The following is a 23118-nucleotide window of genomic DNA, read 5'->3' on the forward strand; positions in this document are numbered from 1 at the left end:
CGAAAGCCTTGCAATTGCCCAATAGACAACGCTCAGCTCGTGCGGCGTAACCCTGTGTCGATATCAAACAGGTGTGACTTCATCGGTTGGATCGAAAACTGCATCGCCGTTTCTTCGCCGCTTATGATGTGAACGCCCGGTAGGCTGGCGGTGAAGCTGTCCTGCGTATCAGCTAGTTCGCAATGCAGCAGTGTATTTGCGCCAAGCGGTTCAGCCAATTTGGCATTGACCCGGATTGGACCGCTGTCTTCCGCAATCAGGTGCTCTGGCCGAATACCGAATTTGACCGGGCCGTCTGGACTGTCCGTTTCGACAATAGATTGATCACCCAGGGTGACCCAGCCATTTCTGATATCCGCATCCAAGATGTTCATTGCGGGGCTGCCGATAAACTGCGCGGCAAAAAGGGTACGTGGCGTTTCATAAACTTCAAGCGGCGTGCCGATTTGTTCAGCGACCCCACCGTTCATCACGATCATGCGGTCGGCCATTGTCATCGCTTCCACTTGGTCGTGGGTGACGTAAAGTGCCGTAATGCCCAGTTTGGACTGTAGTTCTTTGATCTCAAGGCGCATCTGAACGCGCAGTTTGGCGTCAAGGTTCGACAACGGTTCATCAAAAAGAAATACAGCTGGTTCACGCACGATCGCACGCCCCATTGCAACGCGTTGACGTTGCCCGCCCGACAATTCGCGCGGTTTCCGATCCAACAGTGGTTCAAGTTGCAACAACTTTGCGGCTGCCAGTACCTTGGCGTCAATCTGATCTTTGGGCAGCTTGGCGATCTTAAGCCCGTATCCCATGTTCTGGCGCACCGACATATGCGGATAAAGCGCATAGTTTTGAAACACCATGGCGATATCACGGTCCATGGGTTCCTTGTCGTTGGCCCGGTTACCACCAATCAGAACGTCGCCCGCAGTGACCGTTTCCAGTCCCGCGACCATACGCAGCAATGTGGATTTACCGCAGCCTGACGGCCCAACGATGACAATAAATTCACCATCGGCAATATCGGTCGTGATGCCGTGGATCACATCCGTGTCGCCAAAGCTTTTCTTGATGTCTTGCAGGGAAACCGTTGCCATTTCTTATTTCTCGCTATCGACAAGGCCGCGGATAAACAGCCGTTGCATGCCCACCACCACAATCACAGGCGGGATCATCGCAAGGATAGATGTTGCCATAATCGTCGGCCAATGGGCAAAGTCATCGCCGCTTGGGAACATCTGTTTGATGCCCATAACGATGGTATTCATTTCAGGATCGGTCGTGATCAGCAGGGGCCAAAGGTATTGGTTCCAGCCATAGATAAACAGGATCACAAAAAGCGCTGCGATGTTGGTGCGGCTCATCGGGACGACAATATCCCAGAAAAACCGCATGGGGCGGGCACCGTCGACGCGGGCGGCCTCGGCCAGTTCATCGGGGATCGTCAGGAAAAACTGACGGAAGAGGAAGGTTGCGGTGGCAGACGCGATGAGTGGAAAGATGAGGCCAGAGTAGGAATTCAGCATACCAAAGCCTGCGACCACTTCGTAAGTGGGCACGATCCGCACTTCGACGGGTAGCATGAGTGTGAGGAAAATCAGCCAGAAGAACAGGTTCCGACCGGGAAACTTGAAATACACAATCGCAAAAGCAGACAAAAGCGAGATGATGATTTTCCCGACTGCAATCCCAATCGCCATGACCAGACTGTTTAGCAGCATTGTCCCAACAGGCACATTGATGCCCGAGAACAACGCGTTCTTATAGTTCGTCCAAAGCTGGTCACCCGGCCAAACCGGCATCGGCGGGCGGATGATGTCAGCTTGCGTCACGGTCGACGCCACAAACGCCAGCCAGATCGGAAAGAAGATGACCAACACGCCAAGGATCATGAAGACATGGGTCAACCACAGGCCAGACCCGCGTTTTTCGACCATGCCATGCACCTGCCGCGCCATCAGTAGTGCACCCGCTTTTCGATGAACTTGAACTGCAAGACGGTCAGCAAGCCGACCACAATCAGCAGAATCACGGATTGGGCGGAAGAGGAGCCAAGATCCTGGCTGACAAACCCGTCAGAGTAGACTTTGTAGACAAGGATTGTCGTCGTCTGCTGCGGTCCCCCTGCGGTGATCGTATGGATCACGCCGAAGGTTTCAAAGAACGAATAAACGATATTGACGACAAGCAGAAAGAACGTCGTGGGCGACAAAAGCGGCAGCACAATCGTCCAGAAGCGTTTCCAGAAATGCGCGCCATCAATGGCAGCCGCTTCGATCACCGATTTCGGGACGGCTTGCAGGGCGGCAAAGAAGAACAGGAAGTTATAGCTAATCCGCCCCCAGGCAGAGGCGACTACGACAAGGCCCATCGCCTCGCCCCCGTTCAGCACATGGTTCCAGTCATAGCCTAACTGCCCCAGATACCACGACACCACGCCAACACGCGTGTTGAACATGAACAACCACAACACGCCAGCGACGGCAGGGGCCACGGCATAGGGCCAGATCAGCAAGGTGCGATAAACGCCAGAGCCTTTGATCAGGCGGTCGGCGATGACGGCCAAGAAAAGCGCGGGGATCATTGAGCAGAGGGTGACGAGGATTGAAAAGATCGCAGTGGTCACAAAGGACGCGCGGTAGAAGCGATCTGAAAGAAGGAATTCAAAATTCCCCAGCCCCACATACTGCATGGACAACCCAAAGGGATCAGGGATGAACAGCGATTGCCAGATCGCCTGCCCGGCAGGATAGAAGAAAAACACAGCCGAAATCACGACCTGCGGCGCGATCAGCAAAGCTGGCAATAACCAGCCTTTGAATTTTACGCGTTTTTCCATGCACCCAACCGGCAAAAAAGGCGGACCATTTGGCCCGCCTTTCCGTTTGCCTTAGCCGTTCGCGGCTTCGAACCGACGCAAGAGCGCGTCGCCGCGTTCTTTGGCGCTATCCATGGCTTCCTGTGCTGATTTATCGCCAGCCCAGATTGCCTCTAGCTCCTCATCAATGATCCCGCGGATCTGATCAAAGGACCCAAGGCGCAAGCCTTTGGAATTCGCCGTCGGCTCATTTGCAGTCATCTGGATCACAGCGATATCGGTGCCTGGGTTTTCTTCGTAAAAACCAGCGGCGCGGGTCGCTTCGCCTGCTTCGGATGTGATCGGCAGATAGCCAGTATCTTGGTGCCACTGCGCCTGAACGTCACTGGACGACAAGAAGGCAAGGAATTCGCCAACACCGGCGTATTCTTCTTCCTCATGGCCTTCCATCACCCAAAGCGACGCACCGCCAATGATCGTGTTCTGTGGGCCGTTTCCAACGCCTTCCCAATAGGGCAGCGGGCGCACATCAAAGTCAAACTCGGCCTCAGCCTTGATCCCGGCGTAACCGGCAGAGCTTTCGGTGAACAGTGCACATTCGCCAGACCGAAAGTTCGCGCCACCCTCATTGCGGCGGCCAGTGTAGACAAACTTACCGTCCTGCGCCCATTCGCCCATGGCGGTCAGGTGGGCGACCTGTGCTTCACCGTTCAGCATCAGTTCTGTATCAAGGCCCGCAAAGCCGTTGTCCTGGCTGGCAAAAGGCACGTCATGATAGGCCGAAAAGTTTTCCAGATGAATCCAGCTTTGCCACGCGGTAACCAGCGGGCATTCGGATCCGCCAGCCTGCAACGCGGTCAGTGTTTCACCAACAGCCTGCCATGTGGATAGGTCAGTATCAGGATCAACGCCGGCCTCTTCGAACGCATCTCGGTTGACCCACAAAACGGGGGTGGACGAGTTGAAAGGAAGCGAGAGCATATCGCCATCAGTGGTTGTATAATAGCCTTTGACGGACCCGATATAGGCGTCAGGATCAAACGTTGCACCGCTTTGGGCCATCACCTCAAACACCGGCCTTGTCGCACCTTGCGCTGACATCATCGTCGCTGTGCCAACCTCGAACACCATCAAGATATGGGGGTGCTCGCCCGCGCGGAACGCAGCGATGCCAGAATTAAGCGTTTCGGAATAGTTGCCTTTGTGGCTTTGCACGACAACATAGTCGCTTTGGCTGGCGTTGAATTCTTCAACCTGTGCCGCGACCAACTCTCCCAAGCGGCCAGTGAAGGCGTGCCAGAATTGAACTTCGGTTTGCGCGCTGGCCGCAATTGGCGACAGCATTGTTGTAACGGCAAGAGCGCCGAGTAGTGATTTTTGCATGGTTCCTCCCTTACACCGCAGCGGTGCTGTGTCATGTTTCGTAGTGATTCAAGAACTACGTTAGTTTTGTGACAGTTAGACGATACACCTGATCGGAGATTTATCAAGAACAGAGCCGTCATCCCCCCAACGTGCCCGTCAAACTGATTGAATAAAGCGGCGAAGGCGACTGCCGTCCTCAAGTCTTGGAAAGACAGTGCCCCATCCGCGTTAAATGGCCTACCTTGTGTTCAGCCGTTCTAGGTTAACAATGGTGGACAGCATCAGGCGATCATGGCTCCAGTCTTTGGCAGGTTGGAGTGCGACAATCGCAAAAAGTACCAGGACCAGCGAAAACGCAATAATCGCGTTGCCGATGCGCCGCCGCCCTGCTGCAACTTCACCGTCCAGCAAAGACACGATCCGCCGCTTTAGAAAACCACCCGAGTGGCTGGCGCATAGCCTGCGGTCAATCTGAACAAAAGGGACGCTTGGTGTGATGATCTGATTGGTCCGGTCGCCGGTCATGCTGGTGCGGCAGACCCGCAGCAGACATTCGCAATAATCCCTGACCAGATGCGTTTTCTTGCGTAACACTTGCTGGTCACAGATTAGTTCCCGCAACTGTTCTACGTCGCGTTTGCAAAAGGCGAAGGCCGGGTTCCAAAAGAAAAAGGGGCGGACTAGCTCAAGCGCTATTTCCCATATCAGATCATGCTGGCGAATATGCTGCAGCTCGTGGGCCACCGCAATCCGCACGTCGTTTTCATGCGCCAATAAATCCGTTGGCAGAACCACATATTGCCGCCATACCCCCCGGGTCGAAAAGGAACACGGGTTTGGTGGGTAAACCGTATGTCGACACGACCAACCCGGCGCAGCACATAGCTGCTGCGGATCATTTTCATAAGATAGAATGTGTCACATGCATTGCGCACCACGATTACGCAGAAGCCACCAACAAGCCCGCCCAGAACCACATAGCCAAGCCAGTTCGACAGCGATGCGATCTGATAGGTTACTTCCGTGCGCCACGCCAATAGATGTTCAAATTCGGTGGCCGCCAAGGCGATATTTCCATCAAGGTATTGCGCCACAAGGAAGTCTGAAAAACGCAAACCCGGCTGGGCTGTGATGATACCCCATCGCTGAAAGGCGTCTGCCCCTGCGATGATGAACGGCGAAAGTAGGACCATCGCGATCAGCCCGTAAAGCAAGCGTAGCTGTATCTGATAAGCTTTGCGCAAGGGGGATCGGGCAAATAGCATTTTTGCGCAAAACCATATGATGGCAACGGTGATCAGAACTACGTTTGCATCGATATAAGCATTGAGTAGGTGTTCAGCTGTCATTATCGTTCAACCTCCTATCCAGTAATGCCCGTATCTCCTCGAGTGTTTCTTCAGACAGACCTTGATCATCGACCAACCGTGCGACCATGGACGCTGGCGTTCCATCGAATAGTTTTTCCGACAGATCGCGCAGCGTCTTGGACTGATAGGCATCCTTGGCCAAAGCGGGTTTATAGACAAAGGTCTTGCCCTGCTTTTCGCTGGTCACGAAATGCTTTTGTTCCATGATACGCAGAATGGTGGCCGCTGACGTATAGGCAAGGTTGCGTTCCGGTGCGAGCCTGGCCAGCACGTCACGCACGCTGCCCGTCCCCAAGGCCCAAAGCTCTGTCATGAACTCTAGCTCAACCTCGGTCAGAAACTCGCTTTTCTTCTTTTGCCGCATACCGCGCCTCATCAACATCTGAACTACTCTCCCCCGGTGAAGAGTAGATACTAAGACTTTCGTACCACCAAGCGATTTTGCGTCAGACTTTCCAGAAACAGAAGGCACCCCATGCAATACTGATTGCCAAGGGTCCCCATAACGGCATGCCAAAAAAGAACAGCCAGGCCAGAAAAATATACGCAGCCCCTAGCAGCGACAGGAACAATCGGTCCCCCCGCGTTGTGGTCAGTCCCAAGGCCCCCTTACGTTCAGACGTGCCGGGATAGCGGATTTCAATGACAGTAATGATCGCCATCGCAGTGAACAATCCGATGAAAAATAACCCCGTGGGCCACGTCCATGCCATCCAGCCAAACATATCAGACCCGTCCCAGGGCAAAGCCCTTGGCGATATAGTTGCGCACAAAATAGATCACGATTGCCCCAGGAATAATCGTCAAAGTACCTGCCGCCGCCAGCAACCCGAGCTCGTATCCCGCCGATGAGGCCGTTCGCGTCATCGTCGCGGCGATAGGTTTGGCCTCAACCGAGGTAAGTGTCTTGGCCAGCAAAAGTTCCACCCACGAAAACATAAAGCAAAAAAAGGCCGCGACCCCGACCCCTGCCTTGATCGAAGGCAGGAAAATCGTGGTGAAGAACCGGGGGAAGGAATAGCCATCAACATAGGCCGTTTCATCCAGTTCCTTGGGCACCCCGCTCATGAATCCTTCCAGTATCCACACCGCCAGCGGAATATTGAACAAGCAATGCGCCAGCGCCACCGCGATATGCGTGTCGAACAACTCCACCGCGGAATACAATTGAAAGAAAGGCAGGGCAAAAACGGCCGCCGGAGCCATCCGGTTTGTCAGCAGCCAAAAGAACAGCGTCTTGTCGCCCAGAAACCGGTAACGACTGAACGCATACGCAGCTGGCAAAGCAACCGCGAGCGAGATGACCGTATTCAGCGACACGTAGATGATTGAATTGATATAGCCCCAGTACCACGTGGGATCAGTAAAGATCGTGACGTAGTTTTCCAGCGTAAAACTTTGCGGAAAAAGGCTGAAACCTGACAATATCTCATTCGTTGTTTTGAATGACATGGCCACCAGCCAATAGATCGGCAGCATCAAAAACGCGATATAGAGGATTGGTATAAGGGACCGCTTTTTCATTTCGCGTCATCCTTCGTCATAAGTGTGTAGAACAGCCAGCTGACCAACAGCGTGATCGCAAAATAGATCAGCGACATCGCCGCCGCCGGGCCCAAGTCAAACTGCCCAAGCGCGATTTTGACAAGGTCGATAGACAGCAGTGTTGTGGAGTTGCCGGGGCCGCCACCCGTTAGCACAAAGACCTCTGTGTAGATGTTGAAGCTGTCCATGAACCGCAACAGGATCGCGATGGTCAGCACCTGCTTCATCTTGGGCAATTGGATGTAGCGGAAAACTTTGAAAGGCGACGCACCGTCGATTTTGGCGGCCTGATAGTAGGCGTCGGGGATCGAAACGAGACCCGCATAGGACAACAACACAACCAGTGACGTCCAGTGCCAAACGTCCATTGTGATAATAGTGGCCCATGCCGCAAAGGGGCTTTGGGTCATATCATACTCAATGCCCAGCGTCGTGTTCATCAGATACCCCAGCAGGCCAATGTCAGGCAGTGTAAAGATGTTCCACATCGCCCCCACCACATTCCACGGGATCAGCATCGGCAGCGCCATCAGCACCAGACACACAGGTACCCACGGCCCTTTGCGCGGCATGGACAGGGCGATAATGATCCCTAGCGGAACCTCGATCAGAAGGATCAGACCTGTAAACAGGAACTGACGGCCCAAGGCGGCATGGAAGCGGTCAGAATTTAGCAGTTCTTCAAACCAGCGCAGCCCTTCCCAGAAAAACACGTTGTTGCCAAAGGTTTCCTGCACCGAGTAATTGACCACCGTCATCATCGGGATCAGCGCGTTGAAGGCCACCAGCAACAAAACCGGCAAGACAAAGAACCAGGCCTTGTTATTCTGCGTTCTCATGTGGGCCTACCTTCGGTTGCCAGCCAGCCATCACGGTAGAGCCGGGTTTGGTTCTGTTGGAATTGCAAGTGCACTGCGGCACCCTGCTGTGGCGCTGTCCCTTCAGTGATCGCCTTAATGGCGGTATCACCAACCATCGCCTCGACCACGCTGTGCCGCCCGATATCCGCAACTTTGCGGACGGTAGCTGGCAGACCAGTGTCGCTTATCTGTACAAATTCAGGACGAATGCCAATTTGCGGCGCGCCCTCTTGTGCGGTGACAGCCCCATCAAGCGCGATATGATGACCGTTCAGAAACGCACCGCCATCGCGCATTTCAGCGGCAAGCACATTCATACCCGGTGACCCAATAAAATGGCCCACAAATGTATGTGCAGGACGTTCAAACAATTCTACCGGCGTGCCGATCTGGACGATCTCACCGTCTTGCATGACGACGACTTGGTCGGCAAACGTCAGCGCCTCGGTCTGGTCGTGGGTGACATAGATCATGGTTGCGCGCAGCTTCTGGTGCAGCTCTTTCAGCTTGGAACGCAGTTTCCATTTCAAATGCGGGTCAATCACTGTCAGCGGTTCGTCAAACATCACGACATTGACGTCATCACGCACCAGACCGCGCCCCATCGAGATCTTTTGCTTGTTGTCGGGCGACAGCCCCGCCGCTTTGGTGCCCAGCATATCGGTCACTTCAAGCATCGTCGCAATCTCGGTCACGCGTTCGGCCACGCGGGCTTCGTCCACACCGCGGTTGCGCAAAGGGAATGCCAGATTATCAAAGACGGTCATCGTGTCGTAGATCACTGGAAACTGGAAAACCTGCGCGATATTGCGCTGATCAGGGGGGAATGCTGTGACGTCACGATCATCAAACAGCACCTGCCCTTCCGATGGCATAAGCAAGCCAGAAATGATGTTCAGCAAGGTCGACTTGCCACAACCCGAAGGGCCCAGCAGCGCGTAAGCACCACCATCCGACCAATCAAGGTCGATCTGTTTCAGCGCATAATCGTCAGGCGATGCGGGGTTAGCCATGTAGCTGTGCCGCAATTTGGACAGGGTGATCTTGGCCATCAGGAAGGTCCCCCCGCAACGGTCGCACCATCGGGTGCGAAGTAAAAACATGCAGATGGGTCAAGATAGAACGGGTGATCCGCCCCCACTTCATACGGGTGGACGCCATGCGACAGTGACACCCAATCGCCCACGTCCAGCCGGAAATGGGCGGAGCTTTCCGAACCGGACAGTTCGGTCACCAGCACATTGCCGGACAGTGGCACCGTATGTTTATGACTGGGCGTTGGCGTCACATGATGCGGGCGGATGGCCACGACATAGTCACCGTCGGACAGGCCTTGTGCGGCCCCTTGGGCTGTCCATGACGCATCGCCCATTGTGATCTGATCGCCAGCCTTGGTCACGGATGCTTTGTTGATCGGCGGGTCTGAAAATACTGCGGCGGCAGTCAATGATCCCGGCGTGCGATACAGATCGGCAGTGCGCCCAAACTGAACAACGTGGCCATCATCCATCAGGCCAGTATATCCGCCCAGCAACAACGCCTCTTCGGGTTCAGAGGTGGCATAAACGACCACTGCGCCGCGTCCTGCAAAAAGTTCGGGCAATTGTTCGCGCAGTTCTTCGCGCAGTTTATAATCAAGGTTCGCCAAAGGCTCATCCAGAAACACAGCGCGGCTTTCTTTGGCAATGGCACGCGCCAGCGCGGTCCGCTGTTGCTGGCCGCCAGACAATTCATGCGGGCGGCGGTGCAGCATCGGGCGCAGTTGCAGGATATCTGCGGCCTCTTCGACCCGGCCTTGGATTTCCGATTTCGCCATGCCAGCCACCTTCAATGGCGAGGCGATGTTATCGTAGACTGTCATATGCGGGTAATTGACGAAGAACTGATGCACCAATGAAATGTTACGCTTTTGCGTGCTCAGCTTGGTGACGTCTTGGCCATCCATCAGCACCTGACCATCGGCAATCGGGTCCAGCCCCGCCATCATCTTGATCAGTGACGTCTTGCCTGACCCTGTCTGGCCCAGCAGCACATTGAAATGCCCAGTTTCCAGCGTCAATGTCGTGGGCTTGATGTGGGTCTGCCCATTCACGACCTTGGTAATATTCTGTGTTTTAAGGGTCATAAGCGCACTTTGAAAAGTCAGTGTAAGTGACCGGGGCCCTGCGGCGGGCCCCGGTCGGTGTCGGCGCAAATTGCGCCAGACAGGGAGGTTACTCAGTTGCCCAGCGGGCGACCAATTCGTCATAGTTGACGGTTTCGCCTTGCGGTTTCTCGTTCTCAAGCGGTGGTTTGGCGCCGCCGTTTGCAAACCAGTATTCCGCCGTCTGTTCTTCGTTCAGACGTGGACCACACCCACCATAGACATTGGCAGCTTCATCAGCGGCCTGCATCCGGGACATAGTGATGTCCATTTCTTCGGCCAGACGGTCCATCGCCTCTTGCGGGGTAAACGCACCAGAGTTCACGTCACCAATCTGCTGCCACCAGATTTGGGCCAGCTTTGGATAATCCGGTACGTTGATGCCGGTTGGCGACCATGCCACGCGATCAGGCGAGCGGTAGAACTCTACCAATCCACCCAGCTGCGGTGCGCGCTCAGAGAACGATTCGTGGTTCACCGTGCTATCGCGAATGAACGTCAGACCCACATGGGACTTTTTCACGTCAACCGTCTTGGACACGACGAACTGCGCATAAAGCCAAGCAGCCTGTGCACGATCCAGCGGTGTGGAATTCAGGATCGTCCATGATCCCACGTCCTGATAGCCGACCTTCTGGCCTTCTTCCCAATATGGCCCATGCGGGGATGGGGCCATGCGCCACAGTGGGTTGCCGTCAGCATCGACCGTATTGTTGCCCGCTGACTGCGGGGCGACCATGTCGGCGGTAAAAGCTGTGTACCAGAAGATTTGCTGGGCTACGTTGCCTTGGGCCAACGCAGGCAGCGACTGATAGAAGTCATAGCTTGCAGCACCCGGTGGCGCATAAGCCCGCAACCATTCGTCCCATTTGCGGATCGCATAGACCGCGGCCGGACCGTTAGCCGCACCACCGCGTGTCACGGATGCACCAACAGGATTGCAGGTGCCTGCTTCCATGCGGATGCCCCATTCGTCGATCGGCACACCATTTGGCTCACCCACCGAACCGGCACCGGCCATCGACAACCAAGCGTCGGTCATCCGCCAACCAAGATCAGGCGCACGCTTGCCATAATCCATATGGCCGTAAATGCGGACGCCGTCGATTTCCTGCACGTCATTGCTAAAGAACTCGGCGATATCCTCGTAAGCTGACCAGTTGACCGGAACGCCTAGCGGATAGCCATATTTGGCCTCGAACTGCGCTTGCAGGTCAGGATCGTCGAACCAGTCTTTGCGGAACCAGTACAGGTTCGCAAACTGCTGGTCGGGCAACTGGTAGAGATCACCATCGGGGCCCGTCGTAAATTGAATGCCCATGAAATCGGCAAGGTCCAAACCTGGGTTCGTCACCGCCGCACCTTCACCTGCCATAAAGTCGGTCAGGTTGCGGGCCAGCTGCAGGCGCGAGTGTGTGCCAATCAAGTCACTGTCATTCACATAAGCATCGTAAAGGTTCCGACCGGTCTGCATTTGGGTTTGCACGGCCTGCACAACCTCGCCCTCGCCCAGAATCTGGTGGTTCACCTTGATGCCGGTGATTTCCTCGAACGCCTTGGTCAGGACGTCGCTTTCGTAGGAATGTGTTGGAATGCCTTCGGACAGAACGTTGATTTCCATACCAGCATAGGGTTGTGCGGCTTCAATGAACCACTGCATTTCAGCCATCTGTTCGTCTTTTGACAATGTTGATGGCTGGAATTCTTGATCAATCCAGCGCTGTGCTGCGGCTTCGTCAGCCAAAGCGCTATTGGACCCCGCAATCACAGCAGACACTGCAACCGCGGAGAGCAGATACTTGCGCATCTTTTCTCCTCCCTTGAGATGTTTTGTGCCGGTTTTGCCGACACGTTATTGTGAACGCCGAAGTTTCGATCTGTCAAACTAATATTTTAGTAGGAAAAAAGATGCATATTAAATTATTGAAATAATTATATTTTTTATGTGGGAAGCCAACGCATTTTCGACACGAACGTTCTTTGATCACCCTTCATGACCAAGAGATTGCAATGAAGACCCGCCCATTGCGGCCAAAACGTCATTGGCAATTTTCACCGCAAAGCCGCTATCGGTTTCAGCATGGCGGTGATGGGTGGCCATCCACCGTGCCTTGCCCGCAAGGACACCGGCCCTACCAACCACAAAAAACGCGCCGCAGGGGATCCTACGGCGCGTTCTACGATAACCAGTTCAGGTTTACTTCATTGTGATGCGGCCGTCAGTATAGGGCTGATAAGGCGCATTTTGCGCAATGTACTCTGCCGTGACATCAGCCAAGTCTGGACCGAAGTCATAGGCGTTCATTGCATCTTCAAACATGCTGTACCCGTCACCACCGTTGCGGACGTAGTTGTTGGAAACAACACCGTAAGTTGCAGCAGTGTCGATTGCTTCGCCGCCGACCATCACATCAGATACCCGGGATCCAGGCTCGGCTGACGCATCAACACTAAAGGACATGCCCGCCACCTGCGGGAAGCGCCCAGCGCCTTCTTCGATCTGGCCGACGCCATTTTCAAGCGCGGCCACAATCGCCTCGCCAGTAACTTCAAAGGTCGACAGGGTATTCTGGAAAGGCAGTACAGTCAGGACCTCGCCCATGGTAATTTCGCCTGCGTCAATAGATGACCGCAGACCGCCACCATTTTGAATGGCAATCTGAATACCCTGGTCCTTCACCCGGTCCAGCATCGCGTCAGCCACAAGGTTCCCCATCGGGCACTCCATTGCACGGCAAACTGTCCGGTCCCCCTCAATCGCTTCGACAGTATCCGCAACAACGCGTGTCTTCATCTCTTCGATGGGACCTGCAAGTTCAGCCACACGCGCGACAGTCGCTTCGTCTTCGGCAATGCTGGCGTCCAGCAGGATGGTGTCACCGGTCGCGGATGTCACATTACCCGCATCGTCAAAGACTAATGTCAGATGGCCAACGTATTTTGAATACGCATAAGCCTGCACCACAGGCACACCATTTACCATTGTCGGATACGCCATCGCATCTTCTTCGGTATTGGAAAACAGCGTGTGAGAGTGACCGCCAACAATCGCGTCAACGCCCGCCACTTGTTCCGCAATCGCTGTATCCTTTGGCACGCCCACGTGGGTAAGCGCGATAATCTTTGTGACACCTTCCGCTTCCAGTGCGGCCACATCAGCAGCAAGGCTTTCAGTTTCTTCGGTAAAGATCACCGCATCTGATGGGCTGGAGGTTTCAACCGTGTCTGCCGCCAAAGCAGAGATGATGCCGATACGCTCACCGCCCACGTCCAGCACGACATGGTTTTCGACCTGTCCGGCAAGGATGTTCGAACTGGACACATCGATGTTGCCCGAGATCACTGGGAAAGACACCGCATCCGTCAGCTTGCGCAGGCCTTCATCGCCATCGTCGAATTCGTGGTTGCCCACGGCCATCACGTCATAGCCGATCTGTTCCATAAACTCGGCTTCGACATCGCCTTTGTATGTCGTGTACATCAGGCTGCCCTGATACTGATCGCCTGCGTCCAGCAGAACGACATTCTCACCGGCCAGTTCCTCGCGCAGTTCATTGATCTTTGTGATCACCCGGGCGATGCCGCCAAAGCATTCGCCAGCAGCGTTGTCTTCGGCATTACAGGTCGAATCAAAGCGGTTGATCGGCTCGATCCGGCTGTGCAGGTCGTTGGTGTGGATGATATGCAGTGTATAGTCAGCAGCTGCCACACTTGCCGTCATGGCCAGCGCACAGGTCGTCGTCATCAAACGTAAAATCATTGGATTAGGTCCCCCAAGGTTGGAATGCCATCAGCTTGGCTAGGCGATTTAAGAGAGTCAAACGTTATCCTTGGTCAACCTGTGACCCGCAGCTACGGCACGACATAGAAAGCCTGCGCTTGACGATTTTTTACGCACAGGCCATGACGCATACATGCTGATTTACAAAATTTTTCGGGCCGAAGAGTGGACCACCTTTCAAACAGACGGCGAAACTGTTGGTGCGCCGATTGATGTGGCCGATGGCTATATCCATTTTTCAACAGCCGAAACTGTGGCCGAAACAGCGGCCAAGTACTTTGCCGGTATCGAAGGGTTGGTTCTGCTGGCCGTTGAAACCGACGGATTAGAGCCACTGAAGTGGGAACCTGCGCGCGAGGACGTTTTGTTTCCACATCTTTATCGCAAGCTGCGGATGGATGATGTGGTATGGTCAAAGCCGATGCCGTTTGTCGGCGGCGTCCATCAATTTCCTGAATTGTCATGAACACACTTGAGAAAATTGGCCTTGCTGCGTTGCGCAGGATTGATCCCGAAACATCCCATGGTTTGGCACTCAAGGCGCTGAACGCCGGGTTGGGTCCACGCAGCGGTCCCGTCACATCCGACCGCTTGCGCACACAGATCGCAGGGCTGCATTTGCCCAACCCGGTCGGACTGGCCGCGGGTTTTGATAAGAACGCGACGGCACTCAGCGCGTTGTCCAAAACCGGATTTGGTTTTCTTGAAGTCGGGGCCGCCACACCACGCGCGCAGCCCGGCAATCCAAAGCCGCGTTTGTTTCGACTGGCGCAAGATCAGGCCGCAATCAATCGGTTCGGGTTCAATAATAACGGGATGGACGCGATTGCGGACCGGCTCGCACAGCGCCCAGACGGTGCCGTTATCGGCCTGAACCTTGGCGCGAATAAGGACAGCACGGATAAAGCGATGGATTTTGCCACTGTCCTGACGCGCTGTGGTCCTGTCGTTGATTTTGCAACTGTCAATGTATCCTCACCCAACACAGAAAAACTGCGCGACCTTCAGGGCAAGGCCGCTTTGGCTGCCCTGCTCACCGGTGTGATGGATGCGCGCGCGGCCCTAGCCAGGCCAATCCCGGTTTTCCTGAAAATCGCCCCTGACCTGACGGAGGCAGAGATTGGCGAAGTCGCCGAGGTTGCGGATGCCTCTGGCATTGATGCAATCATCGCGACGAACACCACTCTGGACCGCGAAGGTCTGCATGGGCCGCATCAGGCCGAAATGGGTGGTCTTTCGGGCCAGCCTTTGTTTGAAAAATCAACGCGCGTACTGACACAGCTTGCAGGGCACACAACACTGCCGATTATCGGGGTTGGTGGTGTGGGCAGCGCGGACCAAGCGTATCAGAAAATTCGTGCGGGTGCGTCAGCGGTTCAGCTTTACACAGCACTGGTCTATGGCGGCATGTCCCTAGCGCGCGAGATCGCACAGGGCCTTGATGCCCTGCTGAAACGTGACGGCTTTGCCAATGTCGCAGACGCCGTTGGATCAGGCCGTAGCGACTGGACGTGACGACAGCTTGTCAGCTTCTGCTTCAAGTGCCGGATACTTCCAACCCAGCGTGACCCCGCGCACAATGAAGTTCAACAAAAGCCCGATCCAAAGCCCATGGTTTTGGAACATCGCCATCAGCGGGATCACCGTCACGAAATAGATCACCGTCGAGACGATCATCATGTTGCGCATGTCCTTGGTACGGGTTGCGCCAATGAATATCCCGTCCAACATCCAGGCCGCAACGCCAACAATAGGTGCCGCCACCATATAAGGCAGGTAAACGCGGGCTGTTTCGCGCACATCAGGCGCGGTTGTCATGATGTCGATGATCTGACCACCAAACAACGCAAAGCACAGCGCCAACACCACACAGATAATTGCGCCCCACAGGCTGCTGAGCACAGCGCTACGCCGTAACGCCGCCCGCGCCCGCGCGCCCAGTGCTTGGCCAACCAGTGCTTCAGCCGCGAAGGCAAAACCATCCAAGGCGTAAGCCGTGACCTGCAAAAACTGCATCAGGATTTGATTTGCCGCCAGTTGCACATCGCCAAAGTCGGACCCGTAGAACAGGAAGCTGACAAAGATCGCCTGCAACAGAACGGAACGGATCAGGATATCTGTGTTCACCAACGCCATGTGTTTCAGGCGCACCACATCAAAGACGCGCGCCGTCGACAGCCAAGCCGCCCTGCCAAATACACTGCGGCACAACCAAAGGCCCAGCACCAAACCGCCCCACTCTGCGATGAACGTGGCCCATGCCACGCCTTCGATGCCCCAACCCAGTTTAAGCCCCAGGATGAAACTCAGCGCGATATTCGCACCATTCATGCCGACTTGTATGACCAGAACCGCCCGTGTGCGTTCCTGTGCAATCAACCAGCCGGTGATCCCATAAAGCGCGATAGTCGCGGGCGCCGACCAGATGCGGATCGTCATATAGTCGCGCGCCAACCCTTCAACCTCGGCGCTGGCCGGGGACACCCAGAATGCCCCCTGAAAGATCGCGACTTGGGCCACGATCATAAACAGCCCAGCCGAAATCCCGATCAGCAAAGCTCGTGACAGCAGCGCATCAACCTCGTCCACATCCCCGGCCCCAGAGGCCTGTGATGTCAGGCCGGTTGTGCCCATGCGCAGGAAACCAAATATCCAATAGACCGCAGAGAGGATGATTGCGCCGATACCAACGGCACCAATCGGGGCTGCTTCGCCCAACTGCCCAACGACGGCCGTATCCACCACACCAAGGATCGGGACTGTCGCGTTGGACAACACGATTGGCAAGGCAATCGCCAGCACACGGCGGTGGGTCAGGGCATCAGCCATCACGCTGAGGCATCAGGAAATGTCCGGTGGCAGAGGCAAAAAGGCGGCTGCGGTTATCCTGCCACGTTTCCACATGGACAGAGGCGTAACGGCGGCCAGAACGGTTTACACGGGCACGCGCATAGGCGTCACGCGGCAGACCGGACCGCAGGTAATCAACGGAAAAGTCGATCGTCTTGGGTAGTGCAACCTTTGGCGCGTCCTCACTGAACTTTCCTGCCTCCATGTCTTCCCAGATCATCTGCCAGCTAAGTTCGATAATCGCGGTAACCTCTAGAAACGCTGCGGTGACGCCACCATGAAGGGCTGGCAACATCGGATTGCCGATCAGTTTGTCTGCGTATGGCAGAACCGCCGTCAACTCATCCCCCCTGCGATCAATCTGAATACCCAGAAACTGCACAAACGGCACGCCCTCAACCAGTTTTTGCAATGTCACATCACGGCGCTGTTTGACGATCTGAACGGGTTCGGGCCGGCGGCTCATGTCTTGGCCCTTTCAATAGTGAAGGCACCTGTTGCCGTTGCAACAGGGCGCGACGGGTCCGCATCAACGGCTGTTGCACGCACAAACGCCACAGAGCGAGTGACATGGTAACATTCCGCTGTCGCGGTAATACGATCACCGGGTGTGGCCGGGCGCATATAATCAATGCGCAGATCAAGGGTCGCCGTCGCAATCGCTGCCGCCGGATGCGCCATCACGGCGGCACCTGCGCAAGTGTCCATCAATGCAGACACTGCACCGCCATGAATAACCCCCGTTTCAGGATCACCGATAATGCGCGTGTCATAGTCCATTCCGATCACCGCCTTGCCATCTGCAATTTCGGTCAGCTCCATCCCAAGCTCTTTTGAATAGGGGATCGCTTCGATGAACTGGCGCGCCAGCATATCACGGCGGGTCTTTTGTACGTCAGACATGCGTTCTCCTGATCGGCATTTTCAATTGCGTATCCCTGATTGATACGATTGGCCACCACTGTCATCGCATTGTGATGCATCAGGCAGTTGCCCCAATACCTTGATACCGCTACGTTTGTATCAAGGGAGAAATACATGTCGGACACACGCCTGTCATTCAAAGAGATGTGCGCGAAATTCGATGTCACGCCACGCACATTGCGCTACTACGAATACATCGAACTGCTTCATCCCGAAAAAGAAGGGCGTTCGCGTTTTTATGGCAATAAAGAACTGGCACGTATGACGTTGATTCTGCGTGGGCGGCGGTTTGGGTTTTCGCTCGAAGATATCCGGCAGTGGCTGTTGATCTACGAAAAAGAAGGCACCACAGCACAGATGCACGAGTGGGTGGCGCTGGCGGATCGTCAACTGATAGAGTTGGCAGATCAAAAACAGCAACTGGAAGACACGATCGCCGAACTGAAGAATTTGCGCGACACAACAGCTGAAACGCTGGGATAAGCGCGACTGAGAGGCAAATTTGGTCACATCAACGTCATCAAGGCAAAGCCGATGGACGTGGTTTTCGGTCTAAAATCCAATTTTAGCGCTAAGATTCAAATCTCAAAATAACCAAAAAGCCCTTATCAAAGCGCTTTGAGGGGGAATAAATGAAACTTTTCCCCGTTTTTTTGTTGCGCCTGACCTAGCGTCATTTTTGCTGACCTTTCGTCAGCTTGCTCGTGACGCCACGTTACGTTTACGTACACGTCAACTTTGCTTGTATAGTCAATATATCCTTCGCAAGTGCGTGCCATTGAAACACGCATGATAGGAATGGAACAATGACGACTGAGACACTGAACATTCGGCAGATGTGTGACGCATTTGATGTGACGCCACGCACGCTTCGCTTTTATGAAGCCAAAGAACTGCTGTTCCCAATCCGTGAGGGCCAGAAACGCCTTTTCACGAAACGCGACCGCGCGCGGTTGAAGCTGATTTTGCGCGGCAAGCGCTTTGGCTTCTCCTTGGAAGAAATTCGCCAATTGCTTGATCTGTATCACATGGATGACGGGCAAGAAGCGCAGCTGTCAAAATCATACGTACTTGCCGAACAGCACCTTGCCGACATGGAGGCCCAAAAGGCCGAGTTGGAAGAAGCGATCGGTGAGCTGAAAGAACAAATGGCGTGGGGTGCTGAAAAGTTGGCCCAGCTATCAAAAGAGAAAACGGTCGCTGCCTGATCAAGGGCCGGACCACCCAACAAGACGAAACGGAGAGACACCAGATGCCGATCTACAACGCACCGAACAAAGACATCCAGTTTGTACTGCACGACCTTTTGAAGGTTTCAGAGCAGGACATCCCAGGGTTTGAAGACCTTGATCGTGACTTTACCAGTGCGGTTGTCGAAGAAGCCGGCAAAGTGGCCACCGAAGTGTTGCACCCACTGAATGTCGTGGGTGATACCGAAGGCTGTGTGATGGAAAACGGCGTCGTGCGCACGCCAACAGGTTTCAAAGAAGCCTTTGCGCAGATGAAAGAAGGCGGCTGGACCGCGATGGATTGCGATCCTGAATATGGCGGTCAGGGTCTGCCTTATGTGATGCACACCGCAGCGCAGGAACCTTTCGTATCCGCGAACATGGCCTTTAACATGTATCAGGGCCTGACCCACGGTGCCTACTCCGCGATTTACGCGCATGGGTCGGATGAGCAGAAACAGAAGTACCTGCCCAAGATGGTTTCCTGCGAGTGGACCGGCACCATGAACCTGACAGAGCCGCATTGCGGCACTGATCTGGGCCTGATGCGCACCAAAGCTGTGCCGAATGGTGATGGCTCTTACAAGATCTCTGGCCAAAAGATCTTTATCTCTGCTGGCGAACACGACATGGCCGACAACATTATCCACCTCGTGCTGGCGAAAATCCAAGGCGGACCCGAGGGCATCAAAGGCGTATCCCTCTTTATTGTGCCCAAGTTCATGGTCAACGACGATGGCTCTTTGGGTCAGCGCAATGGCGTCGCTTGTGGCAAGATCGAAGAAAAGATGGGCATCCACGGCAATTCGACCTGCGTGATGAACTATGACGAAGCGACAGGCTTTCTGGTCGGTGAAGAACACAAAGGCATGCGCGCGATGTTCACAATGATGAACGAAGCGCGGTTGGGCGTGGGCCTGCAAGGCTATGCACAAGCGGAAAGCGCGTATCAGAACGCCGTGGCCTACGCCAACGACCGCCTGCAAGGTCGTGATGTCACAGGTGCCAAGAACCCGGATGGCCCTGCCGATCCGCTGATCGTGCACCCTGACATTCGTCGCAACCTGATGGATCAGAAATCATTCGTCGAAGGCGCGCGCGCATTCACATTCTGGGGCGCTTACCTGATCGACCGGGCGCATAAGAACGAAGATGCAGACGCCGACGGTCTGATTTCACTGATGACACCGGTCATCAAAGGCTTCCTGACTGACAAAGGCTTTGAATACGCCACCGCAGCCCAACAGGTTTACGGCGGTCACGGCTATATCGAAGAATGGGGCATGTCCCAATATGCCCGCGACGCCCGTATTGCGATGATCTACGAAGGCGCCAACGGCGTGCAAGCGCTGGACCTTGTGGGGCGTAAGCTGGCCCAAGACGGCGGCAAGCACGTAATGGCGTTCTTTGAAATGATCAAAACCTTCATCAAAGAAAACGAAGGCAATGAGGCGCTGAACAAGGAATTCCTGACACCGCTGAAAGCCGCATCCAAGGACCTGCAAGCCGCTGGCATGTATTTCATGCAGAATGCGACCAAGCCGAACAATGCGCTGTCCGGGTCGTATGACTTCATGCACATGATGGGCCACGTCTGCCTTGGCCTGATGTGGGCACGCATGGCGAAAGCGGCGATGGAAGCACTTGAAAACGGTGCATCTGACACCGAATTCTACGAAACCAAGATCGCGACTGGCCGCTACTACATGGCGCGCCAATTGCCCGCCACGGCGATGCACCTTGCACGCATCAACACGGGCGGCGATACAATCATGGCGCTTGAGGCGGCAAACTTCTAAGCTCTGCAAGGGCGCGTCGATTATGGCGCGCCCTTATCGGATTTTCACAAGACGGAAATCCCCCGCCTGGGTTGGGAGGCCTGCAATATGACCATGAAACTACATTGTTTTGCTGAAAGCGGTAACGCGTATAAGGTTGCCCTGACATTGACCCTTGCAGATGCTGAGTGGGAGCCGGTTTTCGTTGATTTTTTCAAAGGTGAAAGCCGCAGCCCCGCATTTCGTGCACTTAACGTTATGGGCGAAGTGCCGGTACTTGAAGATGGCGATCTGATCCTGACCCAATCGGGCGTGATTCAGGATTATATCAGTTCAAAAACCGGTAAACTTGGCGGTAAATCTGCCGCCGAACGCCGCGAAGTCCTGCGTTGGATGTTTTTTGATAACCACAAAGTGTCTGGTGTCGCGGGCCCCTTGCGGTTCAATATGAATTTCCTGCCCGAAGACAAACGCAATGCGGATGTAAACAGCTTTATGGCCATGCGCCTCGCGTCAGCGCTGAAAGTGATGGAAACCCACTTGGACGGCCGCGACTGGCTTGCCGGTGATGACATCACCATCGCGGATATCGCCTGTGCCGGTTATCTTTTCTACACTGAAGATTTCACCTTCGACCGTGCTGATTACCCGAACATTGACCGTTGGCTGGACGCGATTGCGGCCCAACCCGGTTGGAAACACCCCTATGACCTGATGCCGCGCGCCCTTGGCTAACGCGGACCCAAATACCCGGAGGACACTATGACCGAAGCCTATATCTATGACGCGATCCGCACCCCGCGTGGCAAAGGCCGCAAAGACGGCAGCCTGCATGAGGTGACGTCTGCGCGCCTGTCCGCAGGCGTTCTGAATGCCCTGAAAGAACGCAACAACCTTGAAGGCCACGCTGTTGAGGATGTGATCTGGGGCAACGTCACTCAGGTGGGCGAACAGGGCGGTTGCCTTGCGCGGACGGCTGTGCTGGCCTCTGATCTGGATCAGTCCATTCCCGGTCTTGCGATCAACCGTTTTTGCGCCTCTGGCATGGAAGCCGTGAACCTTGCGGCCAACCAAGTCAAAGGCGGTGCAGGTCAGGCCTATATCGCCGGCGGGGTCGAGATGATGGGCCGCGTGGCCATGGGATCTGACGGGGCCGCGATTGCGGTTGATCCCTCTATCGCGATGGACACGTATTTTGTCCCGCAGGGTATCTCTGCCGATATTATCGCGACTGAATATGGCTTTAGCCGCGACGACGCTGACCAACTTGCGATGGAAAGCCAAAAGCGTGCGAAAGCGGCATGGGATGACAAGCGTTTCGACAAATCCATTGTGCCTGTGCGCGATGTGAATGGCCTCGCTATCCTTGACCACGACGAATACATGCGCCCCGGCACTGACATGCAGTCGCTAGGCGGTCTGAACCCAGCGTTTCAGGCGATGGGTGAAGTGATGCCCGGCTTCGATAAGGTCGCGTTGATGAAGTACCCGCATCTGGAAAAGATCAACCATATCCACCACGCTGGTAACTCGTCCGGTATCGTGGACGGGGCTGCTGGCGTGCTGATCGCCTCCAAAGAATGGGGCGAAGCAAACGGCATGAAACCCCGCGCGCGCATCAAAGCAACAGCCAAAATCGGGACCGACCCCACCATCATGCTGACCGGTCCAGTGCCCGTGACCGAGCATATCATGAAATCATCCGGCATGAGCATCAGCGACATCGACCTGTTTGAGGTCAACGAAGCCTTCGCATCTGTCGTGCTGCGCTTCATGCAGGCCTTTGATGTAGATAACAGCAAGGTCAACGTCAACGGCGGTTCCATCGCGATGGGTCACCCGCTGGGTGCAACCGGCGCGATTATCATCGGCACACTGCTGGATGAATTGGAACGCACTGGCCAAGGCACGGGCCTTGCCACGCTTTGCATCGCCTCTGGCATGGGGGCCGCCACAATCATTGAACGGGTGTAACACTGATGGCCACTGATATGCTGATTGCTGCTAATGATGTCTCGCAAAGGTTGCTTGATATCACCGGGGATGCGTTGCTGTCCGGTGATTTTGATGCCTTCGCATCGGTGTTTCACGCGCCGCAGCACATGGCGACAATGGCGGGCCCGATCTACATGGAAACGACCGAGGATATGCGGCGCGCCTTTGTTGAGATGCACAATCATCTACGCGGCATAGGTGCGACTGATACGGTGCGTAAATGCGTGGTTGCCGAATACAAAACGCCAACCCGTATTGAGGCGACCCACACAAACGAGGTCCTTAGACATGGCACGCGATTAAGCGGCCCCTACCCTTGCTTTTCTGTGCTGGAGAAGATCGACGGCAACTGGAAAGTCACCGGCAGCGAATACGCCCTTGAACCAAATGACGGACAGGCAATGGCTATTGCCTATGCAGATACCAAGCATCGCAACGCGTAATTTCTATTGGTCGCGCTGGCCCGACA

General features: G+C 55.0%; 25 protein-coding genes and 1 pseudogene. 8 read left to right on the plus strand and 18 right to left on the minus strand.

Annotated elements, in window-relative coordinates:
• Positions 1-32 precede the first annotated feature (32 nt).
• The 15 genes and pseudogenes from RCCS2_RS00405 to RCCS2_RS00470 form a co-directional block, all read right to left on the minus strand.
• Positions 33-1088, minus strand: coding sequence for an ABC transporter ATP-binding protein (locus RCCS2_RS00405; protein WP_008230466.1), 1056 nt, complete (start codon positions 1086-1088; stop codon positions 33-35).
• 3 nt (positions 1089-1091) lie between these two features.
• A complete protein-coding gene (ugpE, locus tag RCCS2_RS00410) occupies positions 1092-1928 on the minus strand; it encodes a sn-glycerol-3-phosphate ABC transporter permease UgpE (RefSeq protein ID WP_008230467.1) in 837 nt (278 codons plus the stop codon).
• 20 nt (positions 1929-1948) lie between these two features.
• A complete protein-coding gene (gene ugpA / locus RCCS2_RS00415; protein ID WP_008230468.1) occupies positions 1949-2830 on the minus strand; it encodes a sn-glycerol-3-phosphate ABC transporter permease UgpA in 882 nt (293 codons plus the stop codon).
• A gap of 51 nt (positions 2831-2881) precedes the next feature.
• Positions 2882-4192, minus strand: a complete 1311-nt coding sequence (gene ugpB / locus RCCS2_RS00420) for a sn-glycerol-3-phosphate ABC transporter substrate-binding protein UgpB (RefSeq protein WP_037292943.1) — start codon at positions 4190-4192, stop codon at positions 2882-2884.
• Positions 4193-4411: 219 nt separating this feature from the next.
• Positions 4412-4699, minus strand: coding sequence for a hypothetical protein (locus RCCS2_RS18625; RefSeq protein ID WP_232204211.1), 288 nt, complete (start codon positions 4697-4699; stop codon positions 4412-4414).
• A 54-nt stretch (positions 4700-4753) separates the two neighbouring features.
• A pseudogene (locus RCCS2_RS18825) lies at positions 4754-4969 on the minus strand (M56 family metallopeptidase); the annotation flags it as partial.
• Positions 4879-5418, minus strand: a complete 540-nt coding sequence (locus RCCS2_RS18490; protein ID WP_198006994.1) for a hypothetical protein — start codon at positions 5416-5418, stop codon at positions 4879-4881. The pseudogene RCCS2_RS18825 and the gene RCCS2_RS18490, both read right to left, overlap by 91 nt.
• 94 nt (positions 5419-5512) lie before the next feature.
• Complete coding sequence (locus RCCS2_RS00435) at positions 5513-5908, minus strand: BlaI/MecI/CopY family transcriptional regulator (protein ID WP_008230472.1); 396 nt, start codon at positions 5906-5908, stop codon at positions 5513-5515.
• 82 nt (positions 5909-5990) lie between these two features.
• Entirely contained in the window at positions 5991-6269 is a 279-nt protein-coding gene (locus RCCS2_RS00440) for a DUF2160 domain-containing protein (RefSeq protein ID WP_008230473.1), read from the minus strand.
• Between the two features lies 1 nt (position 6270).
• Positions 6271-7068 carry a carbohydrate ABC transporter permease gene (locus tag RCCS2_RS00445; RefSeq protein ID WP_008230474.1) on the minus strand — a complete coding sequence of 266 codons (798 nt, stop codon included), beginning with the start codon at positions 7066-7068 and terminating at the stop codon, positions 6271-6273.
• The gene (locus RCCS2_RS00450) at positions 7065-7928 is read right to left on the minus strand and encodes a carbohydrate ABC transporter permease (protein WP_008230475.1); all 864 of its coding nucleotides are present in this window, start codon (positions 7926-7928) and stop codon (positions 7065-7067) included. The genes RCCS2_RS00445 and RCCS2_RS00450 overlap by 4 nt, the downstream gene beginning before the upstream one ends.
• A complete protein-coding gene (locus RCCS2_RS00455; RefSeq protein WP_008230476.1) occupies positions 7925-9001 on the minus strand; it encodes an ABC transporter ATP-binding protein in 1077 nt (358 codons plus the stop codon). Before RCCS2_RS00455 ends, RCCS2_RS00450 begins: the two co-directional genes overlap by 4 nt.
• Positions 9001-10074 (minus strand): ABC transporter ATP-binding protein, encoded by a 1074-nt coding sequence (locus RCCS2_RS00460; protein WP_008230477.1) that lies wholly within the window; start codon positions 10072-10074, stop codon positions 9001-9003. Before RCCS2_RS00460 ends, RCCS2_RS00455 begins: the two co-directional genes overlap by 1 nt.
• A gap of 88 nt (positions 10075-10162) precedes the next feature.
• Positions 10163-11899 (minus strand): ABC transporter substrate-binding protein, encoded by a 1737-nt coding sequence (locus tag RCCS2_RS00465; RefSeq protein ID WP_008230478.1) that lies wholly within the window; start codon positions 11897-11899, stop codon positions 10163-10165.
• Between the two features lie 390 nt (positions 11900-12289).
• Positions 12290-13852 carry a bifunctional metallophosphatase/5'-nucleotidase gene (locus RCCS2_RS00470; protein ID WP_008230480.1) on the minus strand — a complete coding sequence of 521 codons (1563 nt, stop codon included), beginning with the start codon at positions 13850-13852 and terminating at the stop codon, positions 12290-12292.
• Between the two features lie 154 nt (positions 13853-14006).
• Between RCCS2_RS00470 and RCCS2_RS00475 the strand changes: the two genes are divergently transcribed.
• On the plus strand, positions 14007-14339 hold the full coding sequence (locus RCCS2_RS00475; protein ID WP_008230481.1) for a DUF952 domain-containing protein: 333 nt from the start codon (positions 14007-14009) through the stop codon (positions 14337-14339).
• Positions 14336-15388: a quinone-dependent dihydroorotate dehydrogenase gene (locus RCCS2_RS00480; RefSeq protein ID WP_008230482.1), complete on the plus strand. Its 1053-nt coding sequence runs from the start codon at positions 14336-14338 to the stop codon at positions 15386-15388. The genes RCCS2_RS00475 and RCCS2_RS00480 overlap by 4 nt, the downstream gene beginning before the upstream one ends.
• On the opposite strand, the gene RCCS2_RS00485 is transcribed toward RCCS2_RS00480, so the two are convergent.
• From RCCS2_RS00485 to RCCS2_RS00495, 3 genes are read right to left on the minus strand one after another with little or no spacing between them, the layout of a single operon-like run.
• A complete protein-coding gene (locus RCCS2_RS00485) occupies positions 15365-16702 on the minus strand; it encodes an MATE family efflux transporter (RefSeq protein WP_008230485.1) in 1338 nt (445 codons plus the stop codon). The two genes, RCCS2_RS00480 and RCCS2_RS00485, sit on opposite strands and share 24 nt — an antisense overlap.
• Entirely contained in the window at positions 16695-17189 is a 495-nt protein-coding gene (locus RCCS2_RS00490; RefSeq protein WP_008230488.1) for a PaaI family thioesterase, read from the minus strand. Before RCCS2_RS00490 ends, RCCS2_RS00485 begins: the two co-directional genes overlap by 8 nt.
• Complete coding sequence (locus tag RCCS2_RS00495; RefSeq protein WP_008230489.1) at positions 17186-17626, minus strand: PaaI family thioesterase; 441 nt, start codon at positions 17624-17626, stop codon at positions 17186-17188. The genes RCCS2_RS00490 and RCCS2_RS00495 overlap by 4 nt, the downstream gene beginning before the upstream one ends.
• A gap of 135 nt (positions 17627-17761) precedes the next feature.
• On the opposite strand from RCCS2_RS00495, the gene RCCS2_RS00500 reads away from it, so the two are divergent.
• From RCCS2_RS00500 to RCCS2_RS00525, 6 genes are all read left to right on the plus strand, one after another.
• Positions 17762-18130: a MerR family transcriptional regulator gene (locus RCCS2_RS00500; protein ID WP_008230491.1), complete on the plus strand. Its 369-nt coding sequence runs from the start codon at positions 17762-17764 to the stop codon at positions 18128-18130.
• 323 nt (positions 18131-18453) lie between these two features.
• Complete coding sequence (locus RCCS2_RS00505) at positions 18454-18855, plus strand: MerR family transcriptional regulator (RefSeq protein ID WP_008230493.1); 402 nt, start codon at positions 18454-18456, stop codon at positions 18853-18855.
• 44 nt (positions 18856-18899) lie between these two features.
• Complete coding sequence (locus RCCS2_RS00510; protein WP_008230495.1) at positions 18900-20675, plus strand: acyl-CoA dehydrogenase C-terminal domain-containing protein; 1776 nt, start codon at positions 18900-18902, stop codon at positions 20673-20675.
• Positions 20676-20762: 87 nt separating this feature from the next.
• Positions 20763-21389 (plus strand): glutathione S-transferase family protein, encoded by a 627-nt coding sequence (locus RCCS2_RS00515; protein WP_008230496.1) that lies wholly within the window; start codon positions 20763-20765, stop codon positions 21387-21389.
• 27 nt (positions 21390-21416) lie between these two features.
• Complete coding sequence (locus RCCS2_RS00520; protein WP_008230497.1) at positions 21417-22628, plus strand: acetyl-CoA C-acetyltransferase; 1212 nt, start codon at positions 21417-21419, stop codon at positions 22626-22628.
• A gap of 5 nt (positions 22629-22633) precedes the next feature.
• Entirely contained in the window at positions 22634-23092 is a 459-nt protein-coding gene (locus RCCS2_RS00525; protein ID WP_008230498.1) for a hypothetical protein, read from the plus strand.
• Positions 23093-23118 lie beyond the last annotated feature (26 nt).

Source organism: Roseobacter sp. CCS2, assembly GCF_000169435.1.
Classification (GTDB): Bacteria; Pseudomonadota; Alphaproteobacteria; order Rhodobacterales; family Rhodobacteraceae; genus Yoonia.

Coding starts and splice junctions, on each gene's coding strand:
- RCCS2_RS00405 (WP_008230466.1), bottom strand. CDS start 1,088: ATGGCAACGGTTTCCCTGCAAGACATCAAGAAAAGCTTTGGCGACACG.
- ugpE (WP_008230467.1), bottom strand. CDS start 1,928: ATGGTCGAAAAACGCGGGTCTGGCCTGTGGTTGACCCATGTCTTCATG.
- ugpA (WP_008230468.1), bottom strand. CDS start 2,830: ATGGAAAAACGCGTAAAATTCAAAGGCTGGTTATTGCCAGCTTTGCTG.
- ugpB (WP_037292943.1), bottom strand. CDS start 4,192: ATGCAAAAATCACTACTCGGCGCTCTTGCCGTTACAACAATGCTGTCG.
- RCCS2_RS18625 (WP_232204211.1), bottom strand. CDS start 4,699: ATGACCGGCGACCGGACCAATCAGATCATCACACCAAGCGTCCCTTTT.
- RCCS2_RS00435 (WP_008230472.1), bottom strand. CDS start 5,908: ATGCGGCAAAAGAAGAAAAGCGAGTTTCTGACCGAGGTTGAGCTAGAG.
- RCCS2_RS00440 (WP_008230473.1), bottom strand. CDS start 6,269: ATGTTTGGCTGGATGGCATGGACGTGGCCCACGGGGTTATTTTTCATC.
- RCCS2_RS00445 (WP_008230474.1), bottom strand. CDS start 7,068: ATGAAAAAGCGGTCCCTTATACCAATCCTCTATATCGCGTTTTTGATG.
- RCCS2_RS00450 (WP_008230475.1), bottom strand. CDS start 7,928: ATGAGAACGCAGAATAACAAGGCCTGGTTCTTTGTCTTGCCGGTTTTG.
- RCCS2_RS00455 (WP_008230476.1), bottom strand. CDS start 9,001: ATGGCCAAGATCACCCTGTCCAAATTGCGGCACAGCTACATGGCTAAC.
- RCCS2_RS00460 (WP_008230477.1), bottom strand. CDS start 10,074: ATGACCCTTAAAACACAGAATATTACCAAGGTCGTGAATGGGCAGACC.
- RCCS2_RS00465 (WP_008230478.1), bottom strand. CDS start 11,899: ATGCGCAAGTATCTGCTCTCCGCGGTTGCAGTGTCTGCTGTGATTGCG.
- RCCS2_RS00470 (WP_008230480.1), bottom strand. CDS start 13,852: ATGATTTTACGTTTGATGACGACGACCTGTGCGCTGGCCATGACGGCA.
- RCCS2_RS00475 (WP_008230481.1), top strand. CDS start 14,007: ATGCTGATTTACAAAATTTTTCGGGCCGAAGAGTGGACCACCTTTCAA.
- RCCS2_RS00480 (WP_008230482.1), top strand. CDS start 14,336: ATGAACACACTTGAGAAAATTGGCCTTGCTGCGTTGCGCAGGATTGAT.
- RCCS2_RS00485 (WP_008230485.1), bottom strand. CDS start 16,702: ATGGCTGATGCCCTGACCCACCGCCGTGTGCTGGCGATTGCCTTGCCA.
- RCCS2_RS00490 (WP_008230488.1), bottom strand. CDS start 17,189: ATGAGCCGCCGGCCCGAACCCGTTCAGATCGTCAAACAGCGCCGTGAT.
- RCCS2_RS00495 (WP_008230489.1), bottom strand. CDS start 17,626: ATGTCTGACGTACAAAAGACCCGCCGTGATATGCTGGCGCGCCAGTTC.
- RCCS2_RS00500 (WP_008230491.1), top strand. CDS start 17,762: ATGTCGGACACACGCCTGTCATTCAAAGAGATGTGCGCGAAATTCGAT.
- RCCS2_RS00505 (WP_008230493.1), top strand. CDS start 18,454: ATGACGACTGAGACACTGAACATTCGGCAGATGTGTGACGCATTTGAT.
- RCCS2_RS00510 (WP_008230495.1), top strand. CDS start 18,900: ATGCCGATCTACAACGCACCGAACAAAGACATCCAGTTTGTACTGCAC.
- RCCS2_RS00515 (WP_008230496.1), top strand. CDS start 20,763: ATGACCATGAAACTACATTGTTTTGCTGAAAGCGGTAACGCGTATAAG.
- RCCS2_RS00520 (WP_008230497.1), top strand. CDS start 21,417: ATGACCGAAGCCTATATCTATGACGCGATCCGCACCCCGCGTGGCAAA.
- RCCS2_RS00525 (WP_008230498.1), top strand. CDS start 22,634: ATGGCCACTGATATGCTGATTGCTGCTAATGATGTCTCGCAAAGGTTG.